The organism is Paraburkholderia sp. RL17-347-BIC-D, from assembly GCF_046027915.1.
Lineage (GTDB): Bacteria > Pseudomonadota > Gammaproteobacteria > Burkholderiales > Burkholderiaceae > Paraburkholderia.
This window is the reverse complement of record NZ_JARESS010000020.1, coordinates 22,815-44,275: the sequence shown is the minus strand read 5'-3', so window position 1 is coordinate 44,275 and position 21,461 is coordinate 22,815. Positions and strand designations below refer to the sequence as shown.

Sequence of the window (21,461 nt, the reverse complement as noted above, 5' to 3'; positions counted from 1 at the left end):
CCGTCGATTATTCTGACTGATGAACTAGGCTAACAATTGCCATGGTGAACTGTCTGTCATTCAAATGACAGAGTGGCGCGCCCTGGCGCTGCCACATCCACATTCGCCCGAAAACCCGCAAGCTGCCATGAACGACGCTCCGCTCACCGCCCCCGCCGACGCCCGCCCGCGCAAGCCGGAACGGGTCGCGCGCGCGGATCTGCCGGGCCTGTTCGCCACGTGCGCGTGGTTCCGGGCGCTCGCCGCCGAGCATCAGGCCTTGGTGCTCGCCAGCGCGCACGCGGAGCATCTGGAAGGCGGCGCATGGATCGCGCGCCGCCAGGAGCCGTCGGACTACTGGATCGGCGTGCATTCCGGTCTCATCAAACTTGCCATCTATAGCCCTTCGGGACGCAGTTGCACGCTGTCCGGCGTGCCGCGCGGCGGCTGGTTCGGCGAAGGCAGCGTAATCAAGCGCGAACTGCGCAAATACGACGTGGCGGCGATTCAGCCCTCGCTGGTCATGTTCGTGCCGTCGGAGACGTTCCACACGCTGCTGGAGTCGAGCCTGCCGTTCACCGGCTTCGTGATCCGGCAACTGAACAACCGCATGGGCGAATTCATCGCGTCGATCCAGAATAGCCGGTTGCTCGATGTCGATGCGCGCGTCGCACAGTCGCTCGCGCAATTGTTCAACCCGGACCTCTATCCCGACACCGGCCGCACGCTGGCCATTTCGCAGGAAGAAGTCGGCCTGTTGGCGGGCGTGTCGCGTCAGCGGATCAATCAGGCGCTGCAAAACCTCGAACGGCTGCAAATTTTGCACCTCTCGTATAACCAGATCGACGTGCTCGACCTCGAACGCCTTGGCGCGTTCGGCCGGGAACAGATCTAGCGCCCAACGCCCTGCCAGCCCCGTTTTTTGCCCCGCATGTTTCGGCGGTCGCCTGCGCGCGGCCGTCGCCCGTCAGCCTGTTTTTCGAGCAGCCGGATAAAGAAAGCGCCGCACGCGCCGTTATGCGAGCTATGCAGCACAGATTGCAGCCTCTCCCTATTCCGAGCTCAACGTATTGTCGAATCCGATAATGAACCGTCTGACACTGAAACAGAAATTGTGGGTGCCATTGCTGCTGTGCTGGGCTGCGCTCCTGATCGTGACCGTTGTGAACGCGTACGAAGCACGTAACGGTCAAATGGACGCACGGCGCGCGGATCTGGCCGACGTCACGGACATGGCTGCATCGATCGTCGCGGACTATGTGAAGCAGGCCGACGCCGGCAAGCTCTCCGCCGACGAGGCGAAGCAACAAGCCATTGCCCGCGTCAATGCCCAACGCTACGGTGCATCCGGCTACGTGACGATCGTGCGCAGCGATTCGGTCATGATCGATCATCCGATGAGCCCGAAGCTCAACGGCAAGGACATGAGCGGTTTTCGCGACGCCAAAGGCAACGCGCTGTATCACGACATCGCCCAGGCCGGCGGCTCGGCGACCGGCGCCGGCTACCTGCGCTACTGGTGGCCGAAACCCGGCGAGACGACGCCTAGCGAGAAGATCGGTTATGTGAAGCGCTTCGCCCCGTGGGGCTGGGACTTCATCGCCGGCGCTTACATGGACGACATCCAGGCGCAGTTCTACACGACACTCGCGCGCTCGGCCGGCATGCTGGTGGTGTTGGGCGTGATGGTGTCGTTCGTGGCGTCCCGCGTGGTGCGCAGCGTGTCGCGCTCGATCGGCGGCGAGCCTTCCGCGGCGGCTTCGATTGCGATGCAGATCGCGCGCGGCGATCTGGCCACGCGCATCGACCTGCGCCGCGACGACAAGTCGAGCCTGCTGTTCTCGTTGCGTGAGATGCGCGATCAACTCGCGGCCACCGTCGCGCGGATCAAGACGTCGGCGGAGACGATCACCGTCGCTTCGAAAGAAATCGCCGCCGGCAATCTGGATCTGTCGAGCCGCACCGAGGAACAGGCCGCGTCGTTGCAGCAGACTGCCGCGAGCATGGACGAACTCACCAAGACCGTCACGCAGAACGCCGACAACGCGGCGACCGCGTCCGAACTGGCCGGCGACGCGTCGGCCATCGCCGCGCGCGGTGGCCAGGTGGTCAACGACGTCGTCGAGAAAATGGCGGGCATCACCGATAGTTCGCGCAAGATCGGCGAGATCATCAGCGTGATCGAGGGGATCGCGTTCCAGACCAACATTCTGGCGCTGAACGCCGCGGTGGAAGCCGCGCGCGCCGGCGAAGAAGGCCGCGGCTTCGCGGTGGTCGCGGGCGAGGTGCGCAATCTCGCGCAACGCAGCGCGACAGCGGCCAAGGAGATCAAAGTGCTGATCGATCAGTCGGTCGCGCAAGTCGGCGAAGGCTCGACGCTCGCGGGCAAAGCGGGTAGCACGATCGGCGAGGTGGTCGACGCGGTGCGCCGCGTGACGGCCATCATGAACGAGATTTCGGCGGCTTCGAAGGAACAGAGTTCAGGTATCGGGGAAGTCAATCTCGCGATCCGTCAGATGGACGATGTGACGCAACGCAATGCCGCACTCGTCGAGCAGGCCGCCGCCGCGGCCGGTTCGCTCGATGAGCAGACCGAACAACTGCGCCATGCCGTCGCCGTGTTCAAGGTCGAGCAAACTACGTGATTGAGTGACAGCCGGTCTTTCCAGATCCGCAGGCCTGCTGACCGATAAAAGAAAGGCTGTCGCCGGGAACCCGGCGACAGCCTTTTTATTTGCCGTTGCGAAGCCGCAATCTACGCGACACTCACACCGCTCTTTCGCGTAACAGGCCGCTCCAGAATCGCGTCGGTCTCGAACAGCGTGAACACGATGTCGGCTAGCACGCCCGACTTCTTCCAGCGCAGATAGTAGCGATGCGCCGTCTGATACGGCGCGTAGCGCTCCGGCATCGCGCTCCAGGGCGCGCGTGCGCGCAGCACCCACATCACGCTATTCACCACCCAGCGGATATCGATGCTGGGACGCCCACGCCGAGGTCCAAGGGACTTCATTTCAGGCAGCAGCGGCACGATGCGATGCCATTGCTCGTCAGTAAGATCGTGATTGGTCGGCAAATGAGGTTGCGTCTTTCTGGCGGAATTATCCATGCGGTAAAAGCGCGCGGCCGCCGCGTACAGGCTGGCGTCGCCGCGAAATAGCGTCTATCAATCAATGGATTTCAGACTAACCGAAGCACGCTTCCGCGAAGGTTAACTCTTGTCAGACGGACCCGGATAATTGTCAGAAACTGCAATAAGTTATTGCGCTAAAGGACTTTTGGCGCGACGAGGGTGCTGGTCTATCATCGGCGCGCCGGCGCATGGTCAGCTTGCGCGTGCCGGACTTGAATGAAAAATCCATAACCACATAAGCAGGAATGCCAGTGAGACAAATAAGACTCCTCAAGACCGCCGCCATCGTGGGTGGCGCCGCCCTCGCGATGACCTCCGAGCAAGCCTCGGCACAGAGCTCGATCACGCTGTACGGCGTCGCTGACGTGAGCGTTCGCTATCTGACGAACTCCAACGCCAAAAACGATGGCCGCCTGTTCATGACGAACGGCGCGATCACCAATAGCCGCTGGGGTCTGCGCGGTTCGGAGGATCTGGGCGGCGGGCTGAAGGCGATCTTCGATCTGGAAAGCGGCATCAATCTGCAGGACGGTTCAGCCTCGGACAGCCAGCGGCTCTTCAACCGCAATGCGTATGTGGGCCTGAGCAGCCAATACGGCACGCTCACGCTGGGCCGTCAGAAGACACCGTTGTTCGACCTGCTCGGCGACACCTACGACCCGCTCACGGTCGGCAACTACTTCGAGAACTCATGGCTGCCGGGCGCGCTCGGCGCAGGACTCTATGCGGACAACGCCATCAAATACACCGGCACGTACAAAGGCCTGACCATGGCCGCGATGTACTCGTTCGGCACCAACTCGGAATCGACCGGCGCGGGCGGTTTCTCCGGCCAGGTGCCGGGCCATCTCGGCGCGGGCTCGATGTACGGCTTCACGTTGTCGTATGTGGCCGGCCCGTTGAGCGTTGCAGGCGGCGTGCAGCAGAACAGCGACAACAGCAATCACAAGCAGACCATCTTCAACGCGAACGCCGTGTATGCGTTTAGCACGGCGAAGGTGTACGTCGGCTATCTGCATTCGAAAGACGACACCGGTTTCGTCGATAGCGCGCTGGCGCAGCAGACGCTCGTGCCCGGCGTGGATATCCTGAAGGGCTCGGGCCGCGTCGACAACGGTCCGTTCGCCGGCGTGACGTGGCAGGCAACACCCGCACTCACGCTGACGGGCGCAGCGTACTACGACCACATGTCCAATGCGGCGATCGGCAACGGACAACTGGGCAGCGGCAATCGCTATACGTTGGTGGCGCTGGCTGAGTACGCATTGTCCAAGCGCACCGAGGTGTACGGCACGGTCGATTTCGACAAGGTATCGGGCGCTGCGTCGGTCGAATTACCGGGCAAGAGCAATCAGACCGGCGTTGCGCTCGGTCTGCGTACGATTTTCTAAGGCACGCAGGGCCGCTCGAGCCCAGCAAGGCGCGCGGCATCCGGCATATTCACGCCGGGCGCCGACCGGCGAAAACGTGCGCGCATAAAAAAAGGTGCCGCGAACGGCACCTTTTCGTACAACAACCAGCTTCTGCTGAAGCTTAGAAGCGGTGACGCAGACCGACCGTAGCAGCCGTCTGGTTCTTCGACGACGACGGCAGTTGCGTGTTGTCGCCGCTGTAGATCGAAGCGACACCGCCGTCACCCATTGCGTGCTGGTACACGGCTTGAGCGTAGACGTCCGTACGACGCGACAGCGAGTAGTCAGCCTGCAGGCCGATCTGGTGGTAGCGCACCGACTCCGAACCACCGTTCGCACCAACGCCGTAGCCCTTGCCGTCCGTGAACGTGTAAGCGACGCCCAGGCCCAGAGCCGGGGTCACGTTGTACTTGCCGTTGACTTCGTAGTTGTTAGCGCGCAGCGATTGCTGGCCAGCCGTGAAGTTGTCCGAACGCGATTGCGTCCATGCCAGACCGACGGTAGCCGGGCCGAAAGCGTACGAACCAGCAACGCCGAATTCACGTTGACGGAAGTTGCCGACGTTGCCTGCCAGTGCGTTGACGTACGAACCGTCCGAAGCACCGGTGTTGCCTGCGCCCGGGTTGTTTTGCTGTGCGTAAGCAGCACCCAGGTGCAGACCTTGCCACTGGTATGCAGCACCAACGCTGTATTCGCGGTTGTTTGCGAATGCGCCAGCCTGGTTCGAGAAGCCGTACGTGCCGCCGAACGTGAAGCCAGCGTAGTTAGCGCTCGAGTACTTGATCGAGTTGTTGACTGCGTAGCCGCCGTTCGTGTTCAGGTTGTCGTTGTTGAACGGGTGTGCGAAGTACGTACCGCCCCAGCTGCCCGTTGCGGTCAGCGGTGCCAGGTAGTCTTGAGCTGCGTCATATTGACGGCCCAGCGTGACCGTACCGAATTGCGCGCTCGACAGACCGACGAACGCTTGACGGTTGAACATGCCGTTGTTGTTAGCGAACTTGCCGTTGTTGATGTTGAAGCCGCTTTCCAACGTGAAGATTGCCTTCAGACCGCCGCCCAGGTCTTCCGAACCGCGCAGACCGAACATGCTTTGGTTGATGCCGCCGCTACCAGCTGCCCACTTCGAATTGTGGTTGACGTTGCTCGTGTACGTCAGGCCCGCGTCCAGCAGACCATACAGGGTCACGCTGCTTTGTGCGTGAGCGACGGAAGCGAACGATGCGGCAACCGCAACGACGATGAGACTCTTTTTCATGCGTGGGACTCCTGTTCGATAAATTTACGCGGGGAGCGGGACCTGCCTCGGCAGCGCATGCATCGCACCCACTGCCGCCCTGTTCGCCGACCCGTTTCGGATCAGCCGGGCACCCTTGAAACGAAGCGTGAGTGTAGGGGGACACCCTGGTAGCGAGGCCGGCAATTCACGCAACAGGATTTTTCAGAATCAGCAATAATCTAATTGCCGCAGGCATTAAGTCTTTGTTTTTCCGGCATTAATTGCAAAATTAGGCAAGTGTCGCACCTGCTCTGAACATAAGTAATTTGCAACTTCTCAATATTGTCAGTTGTGTGTATGCAACAGGGTTTTCATATTCCCGTCGTAATCGGGTCGGAACGATTAAAAAATCAGAAACTTCTGACTGCCCGAAAATGAGGCAATTAGGCCGCACGCATTCAGTTCAATGTAAATTTATTTTAGAAAACCGGGAACTTAATTGAATGAGTGGCGTCGTCTGATTCAAACCGGATTAACCAGTGTCATTGAACTGGCCATTAATGTCTTTGCGGAATGGAATGAACTTAATGGAAGTTGCGGCGGCGATTCCGCGCGCTTCGCAAGACCGCGCGTCGAAGGGGAAAGCCTTCAGCACGGGCGTTGCCCGGAGGTGAGATGCGGCGCCGACCGCCGCGTGACAAAAACCCGTGCTGAAAGCGGATGGCACACATCGAACAGCCTTCCGCCTCCATTAAACGGCACGAACGTGCGATTTTTTACACGGAGTTTCCCTAGTTCCCGGCAAGCACGGCCTTATGGCTTGTCGTGCGATCGCCGGAGCGCGTCCTCATCCTCGGGAGAAGCGCCCGGCGCAAGCGGATCGGTTTCGGGCGGCACGCCTGGCAACGGACGCGGCTGCTCGTCGGGTTCATCGAGCGGCTGGTTGGCGGGGTCGGCAACGGGGTCGATAGTCGGATCGGTTTGCATGATGAGCGTCCTGAGGATGGGAATATCTCCCAACACTATGCGCGCAACGGCTATTCCCGAGGTTCCGGCGCCACGGTCAATCGCTCGGCCTTCGCGCGGCCGTCTCGATCCGTTGATGTCCGGCTGTAGAAATTGCCCCGTGTACGCCGAAACTTTCAACGCCCAATCGCGCGACTGAATACGCCGCGCCCTTTCACGAGACTAATGGCGATCCGGCCGCGAGCGCGGCATCTCGTCGCCCGAACCGGTCAGGAACGGCTCCAGCCCGAACAGCCAGGCAAAGCAGAAGGTGGCGCGCGCCAATGCACTGACCTGCTGTCGTTGCGGCGCACTCTCACCGGCGCCTTCCAGCGGAGTGGCCAGCAAGGGTCGAGTCTGCACAAACTCAGTGGCGGTGTGGTCAGGTCGCATGATCGTTCTCGTTATTGATATGGTTTGGACGCCGAGCTTATGCAAACGACGTGCCACTCTCACTGACCGGACCTCGGGCCGACTGCTACTCAGATTAGCGCCGCTATCGCGATGGCGTCTGTGCGCCGGAGCGCGAAACGCAAGCCATGGAAATGACGAGGCGAATCCTGCAAATGAGGGATTAAATCGAACAGAGTTTGCGCCAGCAACGGCAGAAGGAATGACGATATTGCCGCGACGTGAAATGCGCCGCTTAACACGCTCGCTTAACTCACAACATCCGATCTGAAGCGCTTTGAAAATCCCGCCAATGCTGTGACGAACATCTTTCACCCAACCGGATAGAAATCCACCATGCGTAGATTAATAGCGCAGCGAAAGTGACATATTGCCGCGCCCGATACCGCTTCACGCCATAAAAACAAAAAGGGTTCCGACATTATCGGAACCCTTTCTTAGGATCGATGGTGGGCCGGGTCGGATTCGAACCGACGGTGTCCTTTCGGAGGCGGATTATGAGTCCGCTGCCTGCAACCAGCACGGCGTCCGGCCCAAGAAAAAAGACCCGGTCGTGAAGGCCGGGCCTATTCGTTGATTGGCCGACATACTACACGAAAAAGGGGCCTTCGCAACCGCTTCGCTACGGCGAAACAACCGCGAGGCCCCTTCAAACCGCTACATCATTTGCAACCAACGCCAGCTTCGATCAATTCCCTTCGAGGAACGACTTCAGCTTGTCCGAACGGCTCGGGTGACGCAGCTTGCGCAGCGCCTTCGCCTCGATCTGACGGATCCGTTCACGCGTCACGTCGAATTGCTTGCCGACTTCTTCGAGCGTGTGATCGGTGCTCATCTCGATACCGAAACGCATGCGCAGCACCTTCGCTTCACGCGGCGTCAGCGAGTCGAGCACGTCCTTCACGACATCGCGCATGCTGGCATGCAAAGCGGCGTCGGCCGGCGCAACCGTGTTGTTGTCTTCGATGAAGTCGCCCAGATGCGAATCGTCGTCGTCACCGATCGGCGTTTCCATCGAGATCGGCTCCTTCGCGATCTTCATGATCTTGCGGATCTTGTCTTCCGGCATTTCCATCTTCTCGGCCAGCGTTGCCGGATCCGGCTCGAGACCGGTTTCCTGCAGAATCTGACGCGAGATGCGGTTCATCTTGTTGATCGTTTCGATCATGTGAACCGGAATCCGGATCGTGCGCGCCTGGTCCGCGATCGAACGCGTAATGGCCTGACGGATCCACCACGTTGCATACGTGGAGAACTTGTAGCCACGACGATATTCGAACTTGTCCACCGCCTTCATCAGGCCGATGTTGCCTTCCTGAATCAGGTCGAGGAACTGCAGACCACGGTTCGTGTACTTCTTCGCGATCGAGATCACGAGACGCAAGTTCGCCTCGGTCATTTCGCGCTTCGCCTGACGCGCCTTCAGTTCACCCGCCGCCATCTGACGGTTGGTTTCCTTCAGGTCCTTCAGCGGCAGCACGACACGCGCTTGCAGATCCAGCAGACGCTGCTGCTGTTCGCGAATGGCCGGGATGTTCCGCGTGAGGATCGCGCTATACGCGTGACCTTCACCGACGATCTTGTCGGCCCATTCGAGATCCGTTTCGCTGCCCGGGAAACGCGCGATGAATTCCGCACGCGGCATGCCGCACTTGTCGACCACCGTATGCAGGATCTGACGCTCGACCTGACGCACTTCGTCCACTTGCGCACGCAGCGTGTCGCACAGACGCTCGACGGTGCGCGCGGTAAAGCGGATCGTCATCAGCTCGTTCTGGATCGTTTCCTGTGCCTTCAGATACGACTTGGACTTGTAGCCTTCCTTCTCGAACGCGCGACGCATCTTGTCGAACCATTCGCTGATCATCGCGAATTTTTCGAGCGACGCACGCTTGAGCGCTTCCATCTGCGCTGCGTTGGCCGTAGCTTGCGCCGTGCCGTCGTCTTCTTCCTCGTCCTCTTCCGCGTCCTCTTCGACTTCCTCGTCTTCGCTCTCAATCGCTTCCGCTTCCTGCGCGGAGAAGCCGTCCGCGTCTTCCGCGTTGGCGTCGATCAGGCCGTCGACCAGTTCGTCGATGCGAATTTCCTCGTTCGCGACGCGCTCCGCCATCGCCAGGATGTCGGCGATCGTGGTCGGGCACGCGGAGATGGCCATCACCATGTGCTTCAGGCCGTCTTCGATCCGCTTGGCGATTTCGATTTCGCCTTCGCGCGTGAGCAGCTCCACCGTGCCCATTTCGCGCATGTACATGCGGACCGGGTCGGTGGTGCGGCCGAATTCCGAGTCGACGGTGGACAGCGCAACTTCCGCTTCCTCTTCCACTTCGTCGTCCGACGAAGCCGCCGGCGCGTTGTCGTTCAGCAGCAGCGTTTCAGCGTCCGGGGCCTGCTCGTACACCGCCACGCCCATGTCGTTGAACGTGCTGATAATGCCTTCGATCGCCTCGGTCTCGGTGAAGTTGTCCGGCAGGTGGTCGTTGATTTCAGCGTACGTCAGGAAGCCGCGCTCCTTGCCGAGCTTGATCAGCGCGCGCAGTTTGGAGCGGCGTTCCTCGAGTTCCTCGACCGTGCCCGGCTGTGACGACGCGAAAGCGTCTTTCAGCAGCGCTTTTTCCTTTGCACGACGATCGCGAGCCTTGGCCTTTTCCACCTTGGCTGGAACAGCCGCGGGGCTTTCTTCGCTTTGGGTTGCGTCGTCATCGACGGGTACTTCGTTCAGCTTTTTCGTCATGGAGTTCGCCGTACCGGCTGTAGTCTCGACTCGCGGCTGGTGGACAACAGCCGTTTGAACCGTGGATACTGGAACCTCGCGCACTACCGCATCGTCCTGCGCGGCAGCCGCTTCCCTTGCGCTTCTGACACCCGACCCCTTCGTGGCCGGTACTGCTACAACTTTCGCCGCCCTGTCCGGCTCCGCTCGCGCAGCCGACGTGGTCGAGGACTTCTTCCCGGCAACCGGTGCAACGCTAACCGCAGACGTTTTTCTGGTGGAAGAAACTAACCTGGCCTCGGTGACCTTTCTGGTCCGCTCCGTGGAGCTTGTGCCTGTTGTTTTCTTTCCGCCCGTAGTTCCGCCCGTAGTCTTTGCCATCGCATCGCCTTTTCGCCTTTGCTAGGAAAACCCTTGAAAAACAAACCGCTGGAAACCTTTTATTATACCACCCAGGCTTCCTGCGCTCCGCCTACAGCCCGAGCTGGCGCTTCATGTCAGCCCGCTTCCGATTAAGCTCCGACAGCTCCGCAAACTCCTCCGGCGTGTGCCGGGATTGCCGCGAAAGCTGCTCGAGACGATCGCAGTAAGCGTCGTACCGCATCTTCAGGATCGCCGCCTTCAGTTCCTCGCCGACAATCCGTTCCTGCTCGCGCCGTTCCTCGATGACGGTCGCATCTTCCGGGTCCTTCAGCAGTAAATCCCGGACGTTTTCATCATAGTCTAGAATTTTGCGAAAGATTTCCTCGAAAGTTGGGGCGTTCGCGCCGTTTCGCAATAGGTCGGACAACAACTGAAACTCCGCCGAATCGCCCAGCGCACGCGCGTGGGTCGTCACTTCCTCGAACAACTCGCCGTGCCGCGTGACCGTGAGAAGAGCCTGTTCGGCCTCTTCGTCCAGCACGGACACCGTGCGCGGATACATCACCAGATTGCGCAGCGTTTTTTCCTCGATCCCGGTCACACTGCGCCGGTCTTTGCGGGCCGGCGCCGCGCGGGCCGCCGCCGCGATGCGCGAATCGACCTCGCATAGCGCGGCGACCTCGTCGAACGGCACGTCGAGCCGGTCGGCGAACATATGCATGATCTGGGCGCGCAGCGCGTTGGCCGGCAGCGCCTGCAGCAGCGGCTTGGCGTCGAACAGCGCGCGGGCCCTGCCTTCCGGCTGATCCAGCTCCTTGCCGGTCAGCACCTCGTTCAGCATGAACTGCGACAGCGGCATGGCCCGCTCGACCTGCTCGGCGAAACCCTCGGTGCCGAATTCACGCACATAGCTGTCCGGATCGTGCTCGGACGGCAAAAACAGGAACCGGATGGTCCGGTTGTCCGCCGCATGTGGCAAACAGGCGTCCAGCGCACGCCGGGCGGCGCGCCGGCCGGCCGAATCGCCGTCGAAACTGAAGATGACCGTGTCGGTCTGGCGCATCAGTTTCTGCACATGAATCGGCGTGCAAGCCGTGCCGAGCGTGGCGACCGCGTTCTGGAACCCCAATTGGGCCAGCGCGACCACGTCCATATAGCCTTCCACGACCAGCACGTAGTGCTGCTCGCGAATTGCCAGACGCGCCTCGAACAGCCCATACAACTCGCTGCCCTTGTTAAATAAAGGCGTTTCGGGCGAATTCAAATATTTGGGCTCGCCGCCGTCCAGCACGCGGCCGCCGAAGCCGATCACCTGCCCTTTCACATTGCGTATCGGGAACATGACCCGCTCGCGAAAGCGGTCGTACCGGCGGTTCTGGCCCTGAGCGTCGGACTTTTCGCTGACGATCACCAGACCCGATTCGACCAGCGAATCGTCGCGGTAGTTCGGAAAGGCCGCTTCGAGGTTCTGCCAGCCGTCCGGGGCATAGCCGAGCCCGAAACGAGCCGCGATCTCGCCAGTCAAGCCGCGTTTCTTCAGGTACTGGATCGCGACCGGCGCACTGCGCAGTTGTTTGCGGTAGAAGTCGCAGGCGGTCTGCATGACATCGGATAGCGCGGTGGTAACCGCTTTGGACGCCGCCGGCGCATAGCCGCCGCCGGAACCGCCGCCGCCATAGCCGGGCGATGGCTCATTCGGCACCGTCAAGCCGACCGACTGCGCCAACTCATTGACTGCCTCGGGAAACGATGAACCGACGTGTTCCATCAGGAACCCGATGGCCGTACCATGCGCGCCGCAGCCGAAGCAGTGATAGAACTGCTTAGTCGGACTAACCGTAAACGAAGGGCTTTTCTCGTTGTGGAACGGGCACAGCCCCATGAAGTTCGCGCCGCCCTTTTTCAACTGCACATACCGGCCGACCACGTCGACGATATCGACGCGGTTGAGCAGGTCCTGCAGGAATGACGGAGGAATCACAGTAAATGACGCTGCCTAAAAACTCAGCGCCGCGCGCGCCGTCGAAATAACGGCATGCACAGCGCGGAAATACGGGAATTTACTTCGCGAGCGCGGCTTTGACTTGTGCCGAGACAGCGGTCATGTCGGCACGGCCGGCCAGCTTCGGCTTGAGCACGCCCATCACCTTGCCCATGTCCTGCGGGCCGGCTGCGCCGGTTTGCGCTACCGCGGCCTGCACTTCGGCAACGATCTCCGCCTCGGACATCTGTTCCGGCATATAAGCAGACAAGATCGCCAGCTCGGCCTTTTCCTTGTCGGCCAGATCGGTGCGGCCAGCGGCTTCGAACTGGCTGATCGAGTCTTTGCGCTGCTTGATCATCTTGTCGATGACCGCGGTGATCGCGGTGTCGTCGAGCGTGATGCGCTCGTCGACTTCGCGCTGCTTGATCGCGGCGAGCAGCAGACGGACCGTGCCGAGGCGCTCGGTCTCACGTGCCCGCATGGCGGCCTTCATATCGTCGTTGATCCGGTCCTTGAGACTCATCACTCACCTGAATGCGTTGGAATTTGAAAAACCGGCCAGGCTAATTGCATCAACACGCGCATCAACACGAATACCCGCTTGGGACTGCTTCCTCAAGCGGGTTGGCACACTGTGCGTTATGGTTGCGACCCTGCCGGCTGGCCCGAAGGGCCGTGTTTTCCGTGATGGCACCTGTCGTGCCCTCACCGGTTGAATGTCGCCGCTCCGTTCAACGGGAACCGCGGCAACGCCAGAATCAGTAGAACTTCTTTGGCAGCGTCTGGCCACGCAGACGCTTGAAATGACGCTTCACCGCAGCCGCCTTCTTACGCTTGCGCTCAGCCGTAGGCTTTTCGTAAAACTCGCGAGCGCGAAGTTCCGTCAGCAAGCCGTTTTTCTCCATGGTGCGCTTGAACCGGCGCATGGCGACTTCGAACGGCTCGTTGTCTTTTACGCGGATGGTCGTCATTTTTCAATAACGGAACTTTGTAAAGGTTCAGGAGTATAGCAGAGCTTTCTCACAAAGCCAGAGCGCCGTCAAGCCCCTCTGGCATACTCCGCGGCCGCCTGGCCGGCCGCCACACCCGATGCCCACGCCCATTGAAAGTTGTAGCCACCCAGCCAACCGGTTACGTCGACAGCTTCGCCGATGAAGTACAAGCCCGGCGCGCGCGCGCTCATCATCGTCGATGACGACAGGTCGCGCGTGTCGATGCCGCCGCGCGTCACTTCGGCTTTGCGATAGCCTTCCGTGCCGTTGGGGGTGAGCGTCCAGCGCGACAGGGCTTCGCCGACGCGGCGCAGGGTTTTGTCCGGCAAATCGGCCACGCGGGCTTCGGCGGAAATCTGATGGGTTTCGAGCCAGACATGGGCGAGCCGCTGCGGCACCCATTCCGACAACAGATTGGCGATCTGACGCTTGGTGCCGGTTTTCGCCTCGAGCAAGGCCGCCGTGGCGTCCTGGGCCGGCAAGAGGTTGATGTGAATCGGCTCGCCGGGCTGCCAATAGCTCGAAATCTGCAGTACGCCCGGGCCGGAAAGGCCGCGGTGGGTGAGCAGCAGGTCTTCGTTGAACTCGGCGCCGGTCTTCTTGTTGCCGGTCGCCAGTTGCACTTCCAGCGAGACACCGGACAGCGCCGCGAACGGCTCCCAGTCGGCTGCAGCAAAGGTCAGCGGGACTAGCGCGGGGCGCGTGTCGATCAGCTTGTGACCGAACTGCTTGGCAAGACGGTAGGCGAAATCGGTGGCGCCGATCTTGGGAATCGACAGTCCGCCCGTTGCGACCACGAGCGCGCGCGCCATGATTGGCCCCGACTGCGTATCCAGCGTGAAGCGCCCTTCCGGATCCTGCCGCACCTGCTCGACCGACAGCGGCGTCCGCCATGCCACGCGGCCCGCGTCGCACTCGTGCTTCAACACATCGATGACTGCGTCGCTCGACTGGTCGCAGAAGAGCTGGCCTTTATGCTTCTCGTGCCACGTCACGTGATGGCGCTTGAGCAGCGCCATGAAGTCGCGCGGCGTGTAGCGCGCGAGCGCAGAGCGGCAAAAATGCGGGTTGGCCGACAGGTAATTGGCCGGGCCGGCATACAGATTCGTGAAGTTGCAACGGCCGCCGCCGGAGATGCGGATCTTCTCCGCGAGACGCTGCGAGTGGTCGATCAGCACCACGCGACGGCCGAGTTGCCCGGCCACGGCCGCGCACATCATGCCGGCCGCGCCTGCGCCGATCACTGCGATATCGAAGGATTCCATGGGGCCGCATTGTACCCGCGCGTCGGCGGCGCCTTGCCCGCACTGCTATACTTTCAGGCTTGCCTTCTCACTGTCGGGCGCCTGGGTTTTGTTACGCCAGCGTCCGCTCAAGCGACCCATCATGCTCGTTCTCGGCATCGAAAGCTCTTGCGACGAAACCGGTCTCGCGCTCTACGACACGGAGCGCGGCCTGCTTGCGCACGCGCTGCATTCGCAAATTGCGATGCATCGGGAGTACGGCGGCGTGGTGCCGGAACTGGCGTCGCGCGATCACATCCGGCGTGCGCTGCCGCTGCTCGAAGAGGTGATGGAACGCGCCGGCGCGGCCCGCGGCGACATCGACGCGATCGCCTATACGCAAGGCCCGGGTCTCGCGGGCGCGCTGCTGGTCGGCGCGAGCGTCGCCAATTCGCTGGCCATGGCGTGGGACAAGCCGACTATCGGCATTCACCACCTCGAAGGGCATTTGCTCTCGCCGCTGCTGGTGGATGAGCCGCCGCCGTTCCCGTTCGTCGCGCTGCTGGTGTCAGGCGGTCACACGCAACTGATGCGCGTGACTGACGTCGGCGTCTACGAGACGCTCGGCGAAACGCTGGACGACGCAGCCGGAGAAGCCTTCGACAAAACCGCCAAGCTGCTCGGCCTCGGTTACCCGGGCGGCCCGGAAGTCTCGCGCATGGCCGAATTCGGCACGCCGGGCGCCGTGGTCCTGCCGCGTCCCATGCTGCATTCCGGCGACCTGGATTTCAGCTTCAGCGGCTTGAAGACCGCTGTCCTCACGCACGCCAAGAAGCTCGGCGGCTCGAATATCTGCGAGCAGGCGAAAGCCGATCTGGCGCGCGGTTTCGTCGACGCGGCTGTCGAGGTTCTGGCGGCGAAGTCGCTGGCCGCGCTCAAGAAGACGAAGCTCAACCGGCTGGTCGTCGCGGGCGGGGTCGGCGCGAACCGGCAATTGCGCGAGGCGCTTTCCGCTGCCGCGAAGAAGCGCAATTTCTACGTGCACTATCCGGACCTGTCGCTGTGTACGGACAACGGCGCGATGATCGCACTGGCCGGTGCCTTGCGACTGCAACGCTGGCCCGATCAATCGGGCAAGGACTACGCGTTCACGGTGAAGCCTCGCTGGGATCTGACGTCCCTCGCACGCTGAGTTCGACATCGTTACGCCGTAAAAAAAGCCGCTTCAAGAAGCGGCTTTTTTGATGCAGTCGGCAAACGCGCGTATCAAGCCACGCGCTTATCCCGCTCGATCACCGCGTACGCGCTGTGATTGTGAATCGACTCGAAGTTCTCGGCTTCCAGCACGTAGGCGACGATCCGCTCGTCCGCATTCAGACGTTGCGCGACATCGCGCACCAGGTCTTCGACGAACTTCGGATTTTCATAAGCACGCTCGGTCACGAACTTCTCGTCCGGGCGCTTGAGCAAGCCCCACAGTTCGCACGAGGCTTCTTCTTCGGCGATACGAATCAGTTCTTCCACGGCCACATCGCCTGCCAGTTCGGCGTTGATCGTGACGTGCGAGCGCTGGTTATGCGCGCCGTACTGCGAGATCTTCTTCGAGCACGGGCACAGGCTCGTCACCGGCACCAGCACTTGCAGGAACAGACGCGTCGCGCCGTTGCGAGTGTCACCCGTCAGCGTGACTTCGTAGTCGAGCAGGCTCTGCACGCCCGACACCGGCGCGGTCTTGTTCACGAAGTACGGGAACGACACCTCGATGCGGCCGGCCTCGGCTTCGAGCTTTTCGAGCATGGCGGCGAGCATGGTGCGGAACGTGGCCGGCTCCAGCGGCGCCTTGTTCTCTTCGAGCAAGGCGACGAAGCGCGACATGTGCGTGCCCTTCTGCTCAGCCGGCAGATGTACGTCGAGGTTCCACGTACCAACCGTCGGCTGCACCTCGCCACCTTGGGTGCGCACCGTCAGCGGATGGCGCACGGCCTTAACGCCGACACGCTGAATCGGGATCTGACGAGTGTCGGGCGTGCTTTGCACGTCGGGCATCACAAAGGCGGGATTCATCTGATTCATTTCTTGTCCTTTCAGGAAACGCCGGACCGCCCTGAGTCTTCGCCCCGAAGGAAGTCCCCTTCGGGATTCCCTCGTGAGGGCTGCCGCAAAGCGACAGGTTCGGCGGCTCCCAGCGGCCGCGCGAATCAAGGCGCGCAATGGCGAACGCCGGCCCCTGCCGGCGTTGGATGATGGGCCCGAAGGCCCACCGATTCAAAGTGGAGATTGCTTATGGCGGCCATGGCACGGCGGCCGCACCGCGAGCGGCGACGCTTTACGCGACGCGCTTCACCGACGACTGTCCGCCGACCGCGCCGCTCGACAGGAAGCGCTCGCGGATCGACTTGGTGATACCCGCGGCGTCGAGACCACACGCGGCGAGCAGCTTGGCCGGGTCCCCATGGTCGATGAACCGATCGGGAAGGCCCAATTGTAGTACGGGTCGCATAACCCCACTTTCAAGCAGGGCTTCGACGCAGGCCGAACCCGCGCCGCCCATTACGCTGCCTTCTTCGACCGTGACGATGGCGTCGTGCGTTTCGGCCAGTTGACGGACCAGATCGGCATCGAGCGGCTTCACGAAGCGCATGTTGGCGACCGTCGCATCCAGTTGCTCGGCGGCTGCCAGCGACGGCGCGACCATCGTGCCGAATGCCAGAATCGCAATGCGCTTGCCAGCCGGCTGCGACGTTTCACGACGAATCTCGCCCTTGCCGAGCGGCAGCGCCACCATCTGCTTGACAGTGGCGACGCCCGTGCCAGCGCCACGCGGATAGCGCACCGCCGTCGGGTTCGGTTGCTGCAACGCCGTGTACAGCATCTGGCGGCATTCGTTTTCGTCCGACGCGGCCATCACCGTCATGTTCGGGATGCAGCGCAGGAACGCCAGGTCGTAAGCGCCCGCGTGCGTCGCGCCGTCCGCGCCGACCAGACCCGCGCGGTCGATGGCGAACACCACCGGCAGGTTCTGCAGCGCGACGTCGTGAATCAATTGGTCGTAAGCACGTTGCAGGAAGGTCGAGTAGATCGCGACCACCGGCTTCATGCCTTCCGCGGCCAAACCGCCGGCGAACGTCACCGCATGTTGCTCGGCGATGCCGACGTCGAAGTAACGGTCCGGGAAGCGCTTCTCGAACTCCACCATGCCCGAGCCTTCGCGCATAGCCGGCGTGATGCCGACCACACGTGCGTCCAGTTCAGCTGCGTCGCACAGCCATTCACCGAATACCTGCGTGTAGGTCTTCTTGGACGGCGTGCTGGCCGGCTTGATGCCTTCAGCCGGATTGAACTTGCCCGGGCCGTGGTACAGCACCGGATCGGCTTCGGCCAGCTTGTAGCCCTGGCCTTTCTTCGTCACGACGTGCAGGAATTGCGGACCGCGCAGTTCCTTGATGTTCTGCAGCGTCGGGATCAGCGAATCGAGATCGTGGCCGTCGATCGGGCCGATGTAGTTGAAGCCGAACTCTTCGAACAGCGTGGCCGGCACGATCATGCCCTTGGCGTGCTCTTCGAGCTTGCGCGCGAGGTCGAGCATGGGCGGCGCGACGCGCAGCACGCGTTCGACGCCGGCACGCGCGGCGGCGTAGAAGCGGCCCGACATCAGGCGCGCCAGATGGCGATTCAGCGCGCCGACCGGCGGCGAAATCGACATGTCGTTGTCGTTCAGGATGACCAGGAGCGGCACGTCGTCTTCGACGCCGGCGTTGTTCATCGCCTCGAACGCCATGCCGGCCGTCATCGCGCCGTCGCCGATCACGGCGATGCCCATGCGGTTGTCGCCCTGCAGCTTGCTTGCGACCGCCATGCCGAGCGCGGCGGAAATCGACGTGCTGGAGTGCGCCGTGCCGAACGTGTCGTACTCCGACTCGTCACGTTTAGGGAAACCCGAGATGCCGCCCAGCTGACGCAGCGTGTGCATCTGGTCACGGCGGCCCGTCAGGATCTTGTGCGGATAGGTTTGATGGCCGACATCCCAGACGATCCGGTCGTGCGGCGTGTCGAACACATAGTGCAGAGCAATGGTCAACTCGACCGTGCCGAGGTTGGACGAAAGATGGCCGCCCGTCTGCGATACGCTGTCGAGCACGAAGGCACGCAACTCGTCGGCAAGCGGTTGCAATTGGCGGCGATCGAGGCGGCGCAGGGCTGCCGGGTCGTCAATGGTTTTCAGCAAGTCGTACATCGTCGTTCCATTGTAGGAAAACTTACGCGCCCGCACTTCATACATGCGCTTCGCAACGGAGGCGCGCGGCGGCGGGCTTTCGCGTTCAGCTAACCCGGTTCACCACCAGGTCGGCCAATTCGGCAAGACGCTGCGCGCGTGCGCCAAACGGCGCCAGCGCGGCGTGAGCGTCGCTGCGCAGCTGCGCTGCGAGCGCGCGCGACGCGTCGAGCCCAATAATCGACACGTAGGTCGGCTTGCCGTCCTTCGCGTCTTTACCTGCCGTTTTGCCGAGCGTCGCGGAATCGGTCGTGACGTCGAGAATGTCGTCGACGACCTGAAACGCGAGGCCGACAGCGGCCGAATACGCGTCAAGCGAACGCATGGCGTTCGCATCCGGCGTTTCGCCCGCCAGTGCACCCATGCGCACCGCGGCGCGCAGCAACGCGCCGGTCTTCATGCGGTGCATGGTTTCGAGTTGCGTGCGCGTCAGCGTGTGGCCGACACTCGCCAGATCGATGGCCTGCCCGCCGCACATGCCGATCGAGCCGCTCGCCAGCGCCAGTTCGCGCACCAGCGCGGCCTGCTGCGCCGGGGCCAGAACGTCCGACGTCAACGCGACGAACGCCTGCGATTGCAGCGCGTCGCCGACCAGCAATGCCGTCGCTTCGTCATATTTGACGTGTACCGTGGGCTTGCCGCGACGCAGCGCGTCGTCGTCCATGCACGGCATGTCGTCGTGGACGAGCGAGTACACGTGGATCATTTCCAGCGCTGCCGCCGCCGCGTCGAGGCACTCGGCGCGCGCGCCGGTCAGCTCGCCGGCCGCGTGGCACAGCAGCGGGCGAACCCGCTTGCCGCCGCCCAGCACCGCGTAACGCATGGCCTCATGCAGCGTGGCGGGCTCGGTTGCCTCGCTCGGCAGGTAATGTTCCAGTGCCGTTTCGACGCGCTCCAGTACCGAGCGCATCCATTGTTCGAATGTCATAGGTCGTCCCCGCTTTCAGTAGCGGCTGTGCCTGCGGTATTCATGGGCAGCGGCTTGAGCGTCTCGCCGTCGAGCACGCGCACCTGCTGCTCGACCTTTTCGAGCTGCTGCTGGCAAAACGCCACGAGAGCCGCGCCGCGCCGGTAGGCGGTGAGCGATTCCTCGAGGCTGAGATTGCCGCTTTCCATGCGTGCAACCAGCCCTTCCAGCTCCGCCTGGGCGGCCTCGTAATTCTCGGGCAGCGGCGTGGTGTCGACGCCTTCGGCTGGCGTGGCAGCAGTATCTTTCGACGCGGTCTTCGCCATGAATAGTCGCAAAATTAAAACAAGTCGGACATTCTACGGCAAAAGCGATATTTCCGAGCCGCCCGCCGCCCTACGCCCGCCTTCCCGCTGCGCGCCGTCCTAGCAGTCTCGCAGAAAAAAAACGATCGGTCTGCGGCGAAAAAGCCGAACTTTCCTGAGATTTTTGACCCAAATCAGGCACTTAACGGCCCCAAAGAAGGGGAAACGGGTATAATTGCGGGCTCCCTAAATCGAATCTTCGATGGTTGGGTTGTTCACTGCTTTCACGTCTTCACGGGAGTGGGAATGTCCAATCTGAGCAATGCATTGCAGTTGCGGTCTGTCCACAGCCAGCTGCCAGTCACGGCTTACTTTGACGAAGCGCTTCTAACGCGCGAAATCGAAACCCTTTTCAAGAAAGGTCCTCGTTATATCGGCCACGATCTCATGGTGCCCGAAGCGGGGAATTATTTTGCTTTGCCGAGCGAGAGCGAAGGGCGTGTGCTCGTCCGTAACCAGCAGTCACAAGTCGAACTGCTGTCGAACGTGTGCCGCCACCGGCAAGCCATCATGCTCAACGGCCGCGGCCAGGCGGAGAACATCGTCTGCCCCCTGCATCGCTGGACGTACGATCTGAACGGCCAGCTCCTCGGTGCGCCCCATTTTGCGGATAACCCCTGCCTGAATCTCGGCGCCACGTCGCTGCAGAACTGGCAAGGCCTGCTGTTCGAAGCGCAGGGGCGCGACGTCGCGCGCGATCTAGCGCGCCTAGGCACCAAGGAACACTTCGATTTTTCGGGCTTCATGTTCGATCACGTCGAAGTGCACGAGTGCAATTACAACTGGAAGACCTTTATCGAGGTCTATCTGGAGGACTATCACGTCGCGCCGTTCCATCCGGGCCTCGGCAGCTTCGTCAATTGCGACGACCTGACGTGGGAGTTCGGCGAGTGGTACAGCGTGCAGACGGTCGGCGTGCACAAGGATCTTGAGCAGCCGGGCAGCCCCACGTACCGCAAGTGGCACGACGAAGTGCTGCGCTTTCGCGGCGGCAATCCGCCTGAATTCGGCGCGATCTGGATGGTGTACTACCCGGGCATCATGATCGAGTGGTATCCGCACGTGCTGGTGGTGTCTTGGCTGATTCCGCGCGGTCCGCAGAAAACCACCAACGTGGTGGAGTTCTATTACCCTGAGGAAATCGCGCTGTTCGAGCGTGAGTTCGTCGAAGCCGAACGCGCCGCCTACATGGAAACGGCCCGCGAAGACGACGAGATCGCGGAACGCATGGACGCCGGCCGCCGTGCGCTGATGAATCGCGGCGAATCGCAGGTCGGCCCGTATCAGAGCCCGATGGAAGATGGCATGCAGCACTTCCACGAATTCCTGCGGCGCGAACTCGGTACGATCTGAGTGGCGCCGAACCAGATTCACCAGATTCTTCCGGCAGCATCAATGCATGGAAAGACGGGCTTCGACCCGTCTTTTTTTGTTTAGACTTAGAAGATAGCTTGGCCATCCGTAGGCGGCGCCAAGCCGCCGAGCGGA

18 protein-coding genes and 1 tRNA gene are annotated in these 21,461 nt (G+C 61.8%); 5 read left to right on the top strand and 14 right to left on the bottom strand.

Annotated features, from left to right (window positions below):
• Window positions 1-64: 64 nt before the first annotated feature.
• Window positions 65-874 carry a Crp/Fnr family transcriptional regulator gene (locus tag P0D96_RS25100; RefSeq protein WP_408315973.1) on the top strand — a complete coding sequence of 270 codons (810 nt, stop codon included), beginning with the start codon at window positions 65-67 and terminating at the stop codon, window positions 872-874.
• Between the two features lie 190 nt (window positions 875-1,064).
• Window positions 1,065-2,624, top strand: a complete 1,560-nt coding sequence (locus tag P0D96_RS25095) for a methyl-accepting chemotaxis protein (protein WP_408315971.1) — start codon at window positions 1,065-1,067, stop codon at window positions 2,622-2,624.
• A 110-nt stretch (window positions 2,625-2,734) separates the two neighbouring features.
• On the opposite strand, the gene P0D96_RS25090 is transcribed toward P0D96_RS25095, so the two are convergent.
• Entirely contained in the window at window positions 2,735-3,088 is a 354-nt protein-coding gene (locus P0D96_RS25090) for a transposase (protein ID WP_408315968.1), read from the bottom strand.
• A 332-nt stretch (window positions 3,089-3,420) separates the two neighbouring features.
• Here P0D96_RS25090 and P0D96_RS25085 point away from each other — a divergent pair, with 332 nt between their 5' ends.
• Entirely contained in the window at window positions 3,421-4,503 is a 1,083-nt protein-coding gene (locus P0D96_RS25085) for a porin (RefSeq protein ID WP_408178619.1), read from the top strand.
• Between the two features lie 142 nt (window positions 4,504-4,645).
• On the opposite strand, the gene P0D96_RS25080 is transcribed toward P0D96_RS25085, so the two are convergent.
• The 9 genes from P0D96_RS25080 to P0D96_RS25040 form a co-directional block, all read right to left on the bottom strand.
• Window positions 4,646-5,779, bottom strand: a complete 1,134-nt coding sequence (locus P0D96_RS25080; protein ID WP_132383752.1) for a porin — start codon at window positions 5,777-5,779, stop codon at window positions 4,646-4,648.
• 774 nt (window positions 5,780-6,553) lie between these two features.
• Complete coding sequence (locus P0D96_RS25075; RefSeq protein ID WP_408178508.1) at window positions 6,554-6,727, bottom strand: hypothetical protein; 174 nt, start codon at window positions 6,725-6,727, stop codon at window positions 6,554-6,556.
• A gap of 201 nt (window positions 6,728-6,928) precedes the next feature.
• On the bottom strand, window positions 6,929-7,138 hold the full coding sequence (locus P0D96_RS25070) for a hypothetical protein (protein WP_408178507.1): 210 nt from the start codon (window positions 7,136-7,138) through the stop codon (window positions 6,929-6,931).
• A 465-nt stretch (window positions 7,139-7,603) separates the two neighbouring features.
• Window positions 7,604-7,691, bottom strand: a tRNA-Ile gene (locus tag P0D96_RS25065).
• 153 nt (window positions 7,692-7,844) lie between these two features.
• Window positions 7,845-10,247 carry an RNA polymerase sigma factor RpoD gene (rpoD, locus tag P0D96_RS25060; RefSeq protein ID WP_408315965.1) on the bottom strand — a complete coding sequence of 801 codons (2,403 nt, stop codon included), beginning with the start codon at window positions 10,245-10,247 and terminating at the stop codon, window positions 7,845-7,847.
• A 91-nt stretch (window positions 10,248-10,338) separates the two neighbouring features.
• A complete protein-coding gene (gene dnaG, locus P0D96_RS25055; RefSeq protein ID WP_132383746.1) occupies window positions 10,339-12,210 on the bottom strand; it encodes a DNA primase in 1,872 nt (623 codons plus the stop codon).
• 79 nt (window positions 12,211-12,289) lie between these two features.
• Complete coding sequence (locus tag P0D96_RS25050) at window positions 12,290-12,736, bottom strand: GatB/YqeY domain-containing protein (protein ID WP_011490548.1); 447 nt, start codon at window positions 12,734-12,736, stop codon at window positions 12,290-12,292.
• Window positions 12,737-12,971: 235 nt separating this feature from the next.
• Window positions 12,972-13,184 carry a 30S ribosomal protein S21 gene (gene rpsU, locus P0D96_RS25045; protein ID WP_408178504.1) on the bottom strand — a complete coding sequence of 71 codons (213 nt, stop codon included), beginning with the start codon at window positions 13,182-13,184 and terminating at the stop codon, window positions 12,972-12,974.
• 68 nt (window positions 13,185-13,252) lie between these two features.
• Window positions 13,253-14,470 (bottom strand): BaiN/RdsA family NAD(P)/FAD-dependent oxidoreductase, encoded by a 1,218-nt coding sequence (locus P0D96_RS25040; RefSeq protein ID WP_408315962.1) that lies wholly within the window; start codon window positions 14,468-14,470, stop codon window positions 13,253-13,255.
• Window positions 14,471-14,591: 121 nt separating this feature from the next.
• Here P0D96_RS25040 and tsaD point away from each other — a divergent pair, with 121 nt between their 5' ends.
• Window positions 14,592-15,620, top strand: coding sequence for a tRNA (adenosine(37)-N6)-threonylcarbamoyltransferase complex transferase subunit TsaD (gene tsaD / locus P0D96_RS25035; RefSeq protein ID WP_132383742.1), 1,029 nt, complete (start codon window positions 14,592-14,594; stop codon window positions 15,618-15,620).
• 74 nt (window positions 15,621-15,694) lie between these two features.
• On the opposite strand, the gene folE2 is transcribed toward tsaD, so the two are convergent.
• From folE2 to P0D96_RS25015, 4 genes are all read right to left on the bottom strand, one after another.
• On the bottom strand, window positions 15,695-16,501 hold the full coding sequence (gene folE2 / locus P0D96_RS25030) for a GTP cyclohydrolase FolE2 (protein ID WP_132383740.1): 807 nt from the start codon (window positions 16,499-16,501) through the stop codon (window positions 15,695-15,697).
• A 253-nt stretch (window positions 16,502-16,754) separates the two neighbouring features.
• Entirely contained in the window at window positions 16,755-18,662 is a 1,908-nt protein-coding gene (gene dxs, locus P0D96_RS25025) for a 1-deoxy-D-xylulose-5-phosphate synthase (RefSeq protein WP_132383738.1), read from the bottom strand.
• Window positions 18,663-18,747: 85 nt separating this feature from the next.
• On the bottom strand, window positions 18,748-19,629 hold the full coding sequence (locus tag P0D96_RS25020) for a polyprenyl synthetase family protein (protein ID WP_408287033.1): 882 nt from the start codon (window positions 19,627-19,629) through the stop codon (window positions 18,748-18,750).
• Window positions 19,626-19,934: an exodeoxyribonuclease VII small subunit gene (locus tag P0D96_RS25015; RefSeq protein ID WP_007178839.1), complete on the bottom strand. Its 309-nt coding sequence runs from the start codon at window positions 19,932-19,934 to the stop codon at window positions 19,626-19,628. Before P0D96_RS25015 ends, P0D96_RS25020 begins: the two co-directional genes overlap by 4 nt.
• A gap of 285 nt (window positions 19,935-20,219) precedes the next feature.
• Between P0D96_RS25015 and P0D96_RS25010 the strand changes: the two genes are divergently transcribed.
• Complete coding sequence (locus tag P0D96_RS25010; RefSeq protein ID WP_408315958.1) at window positions 20,220-21,326, top strand: aromatic ring-hydroxylating oxygenase subunit alpha; 1,107 nt, start codon at window positions 20,220-20,222, stop codon at window positions 21,324-21,326.
• Window positions 21,327-21,461: the final 135 nt, after the last annotated feature.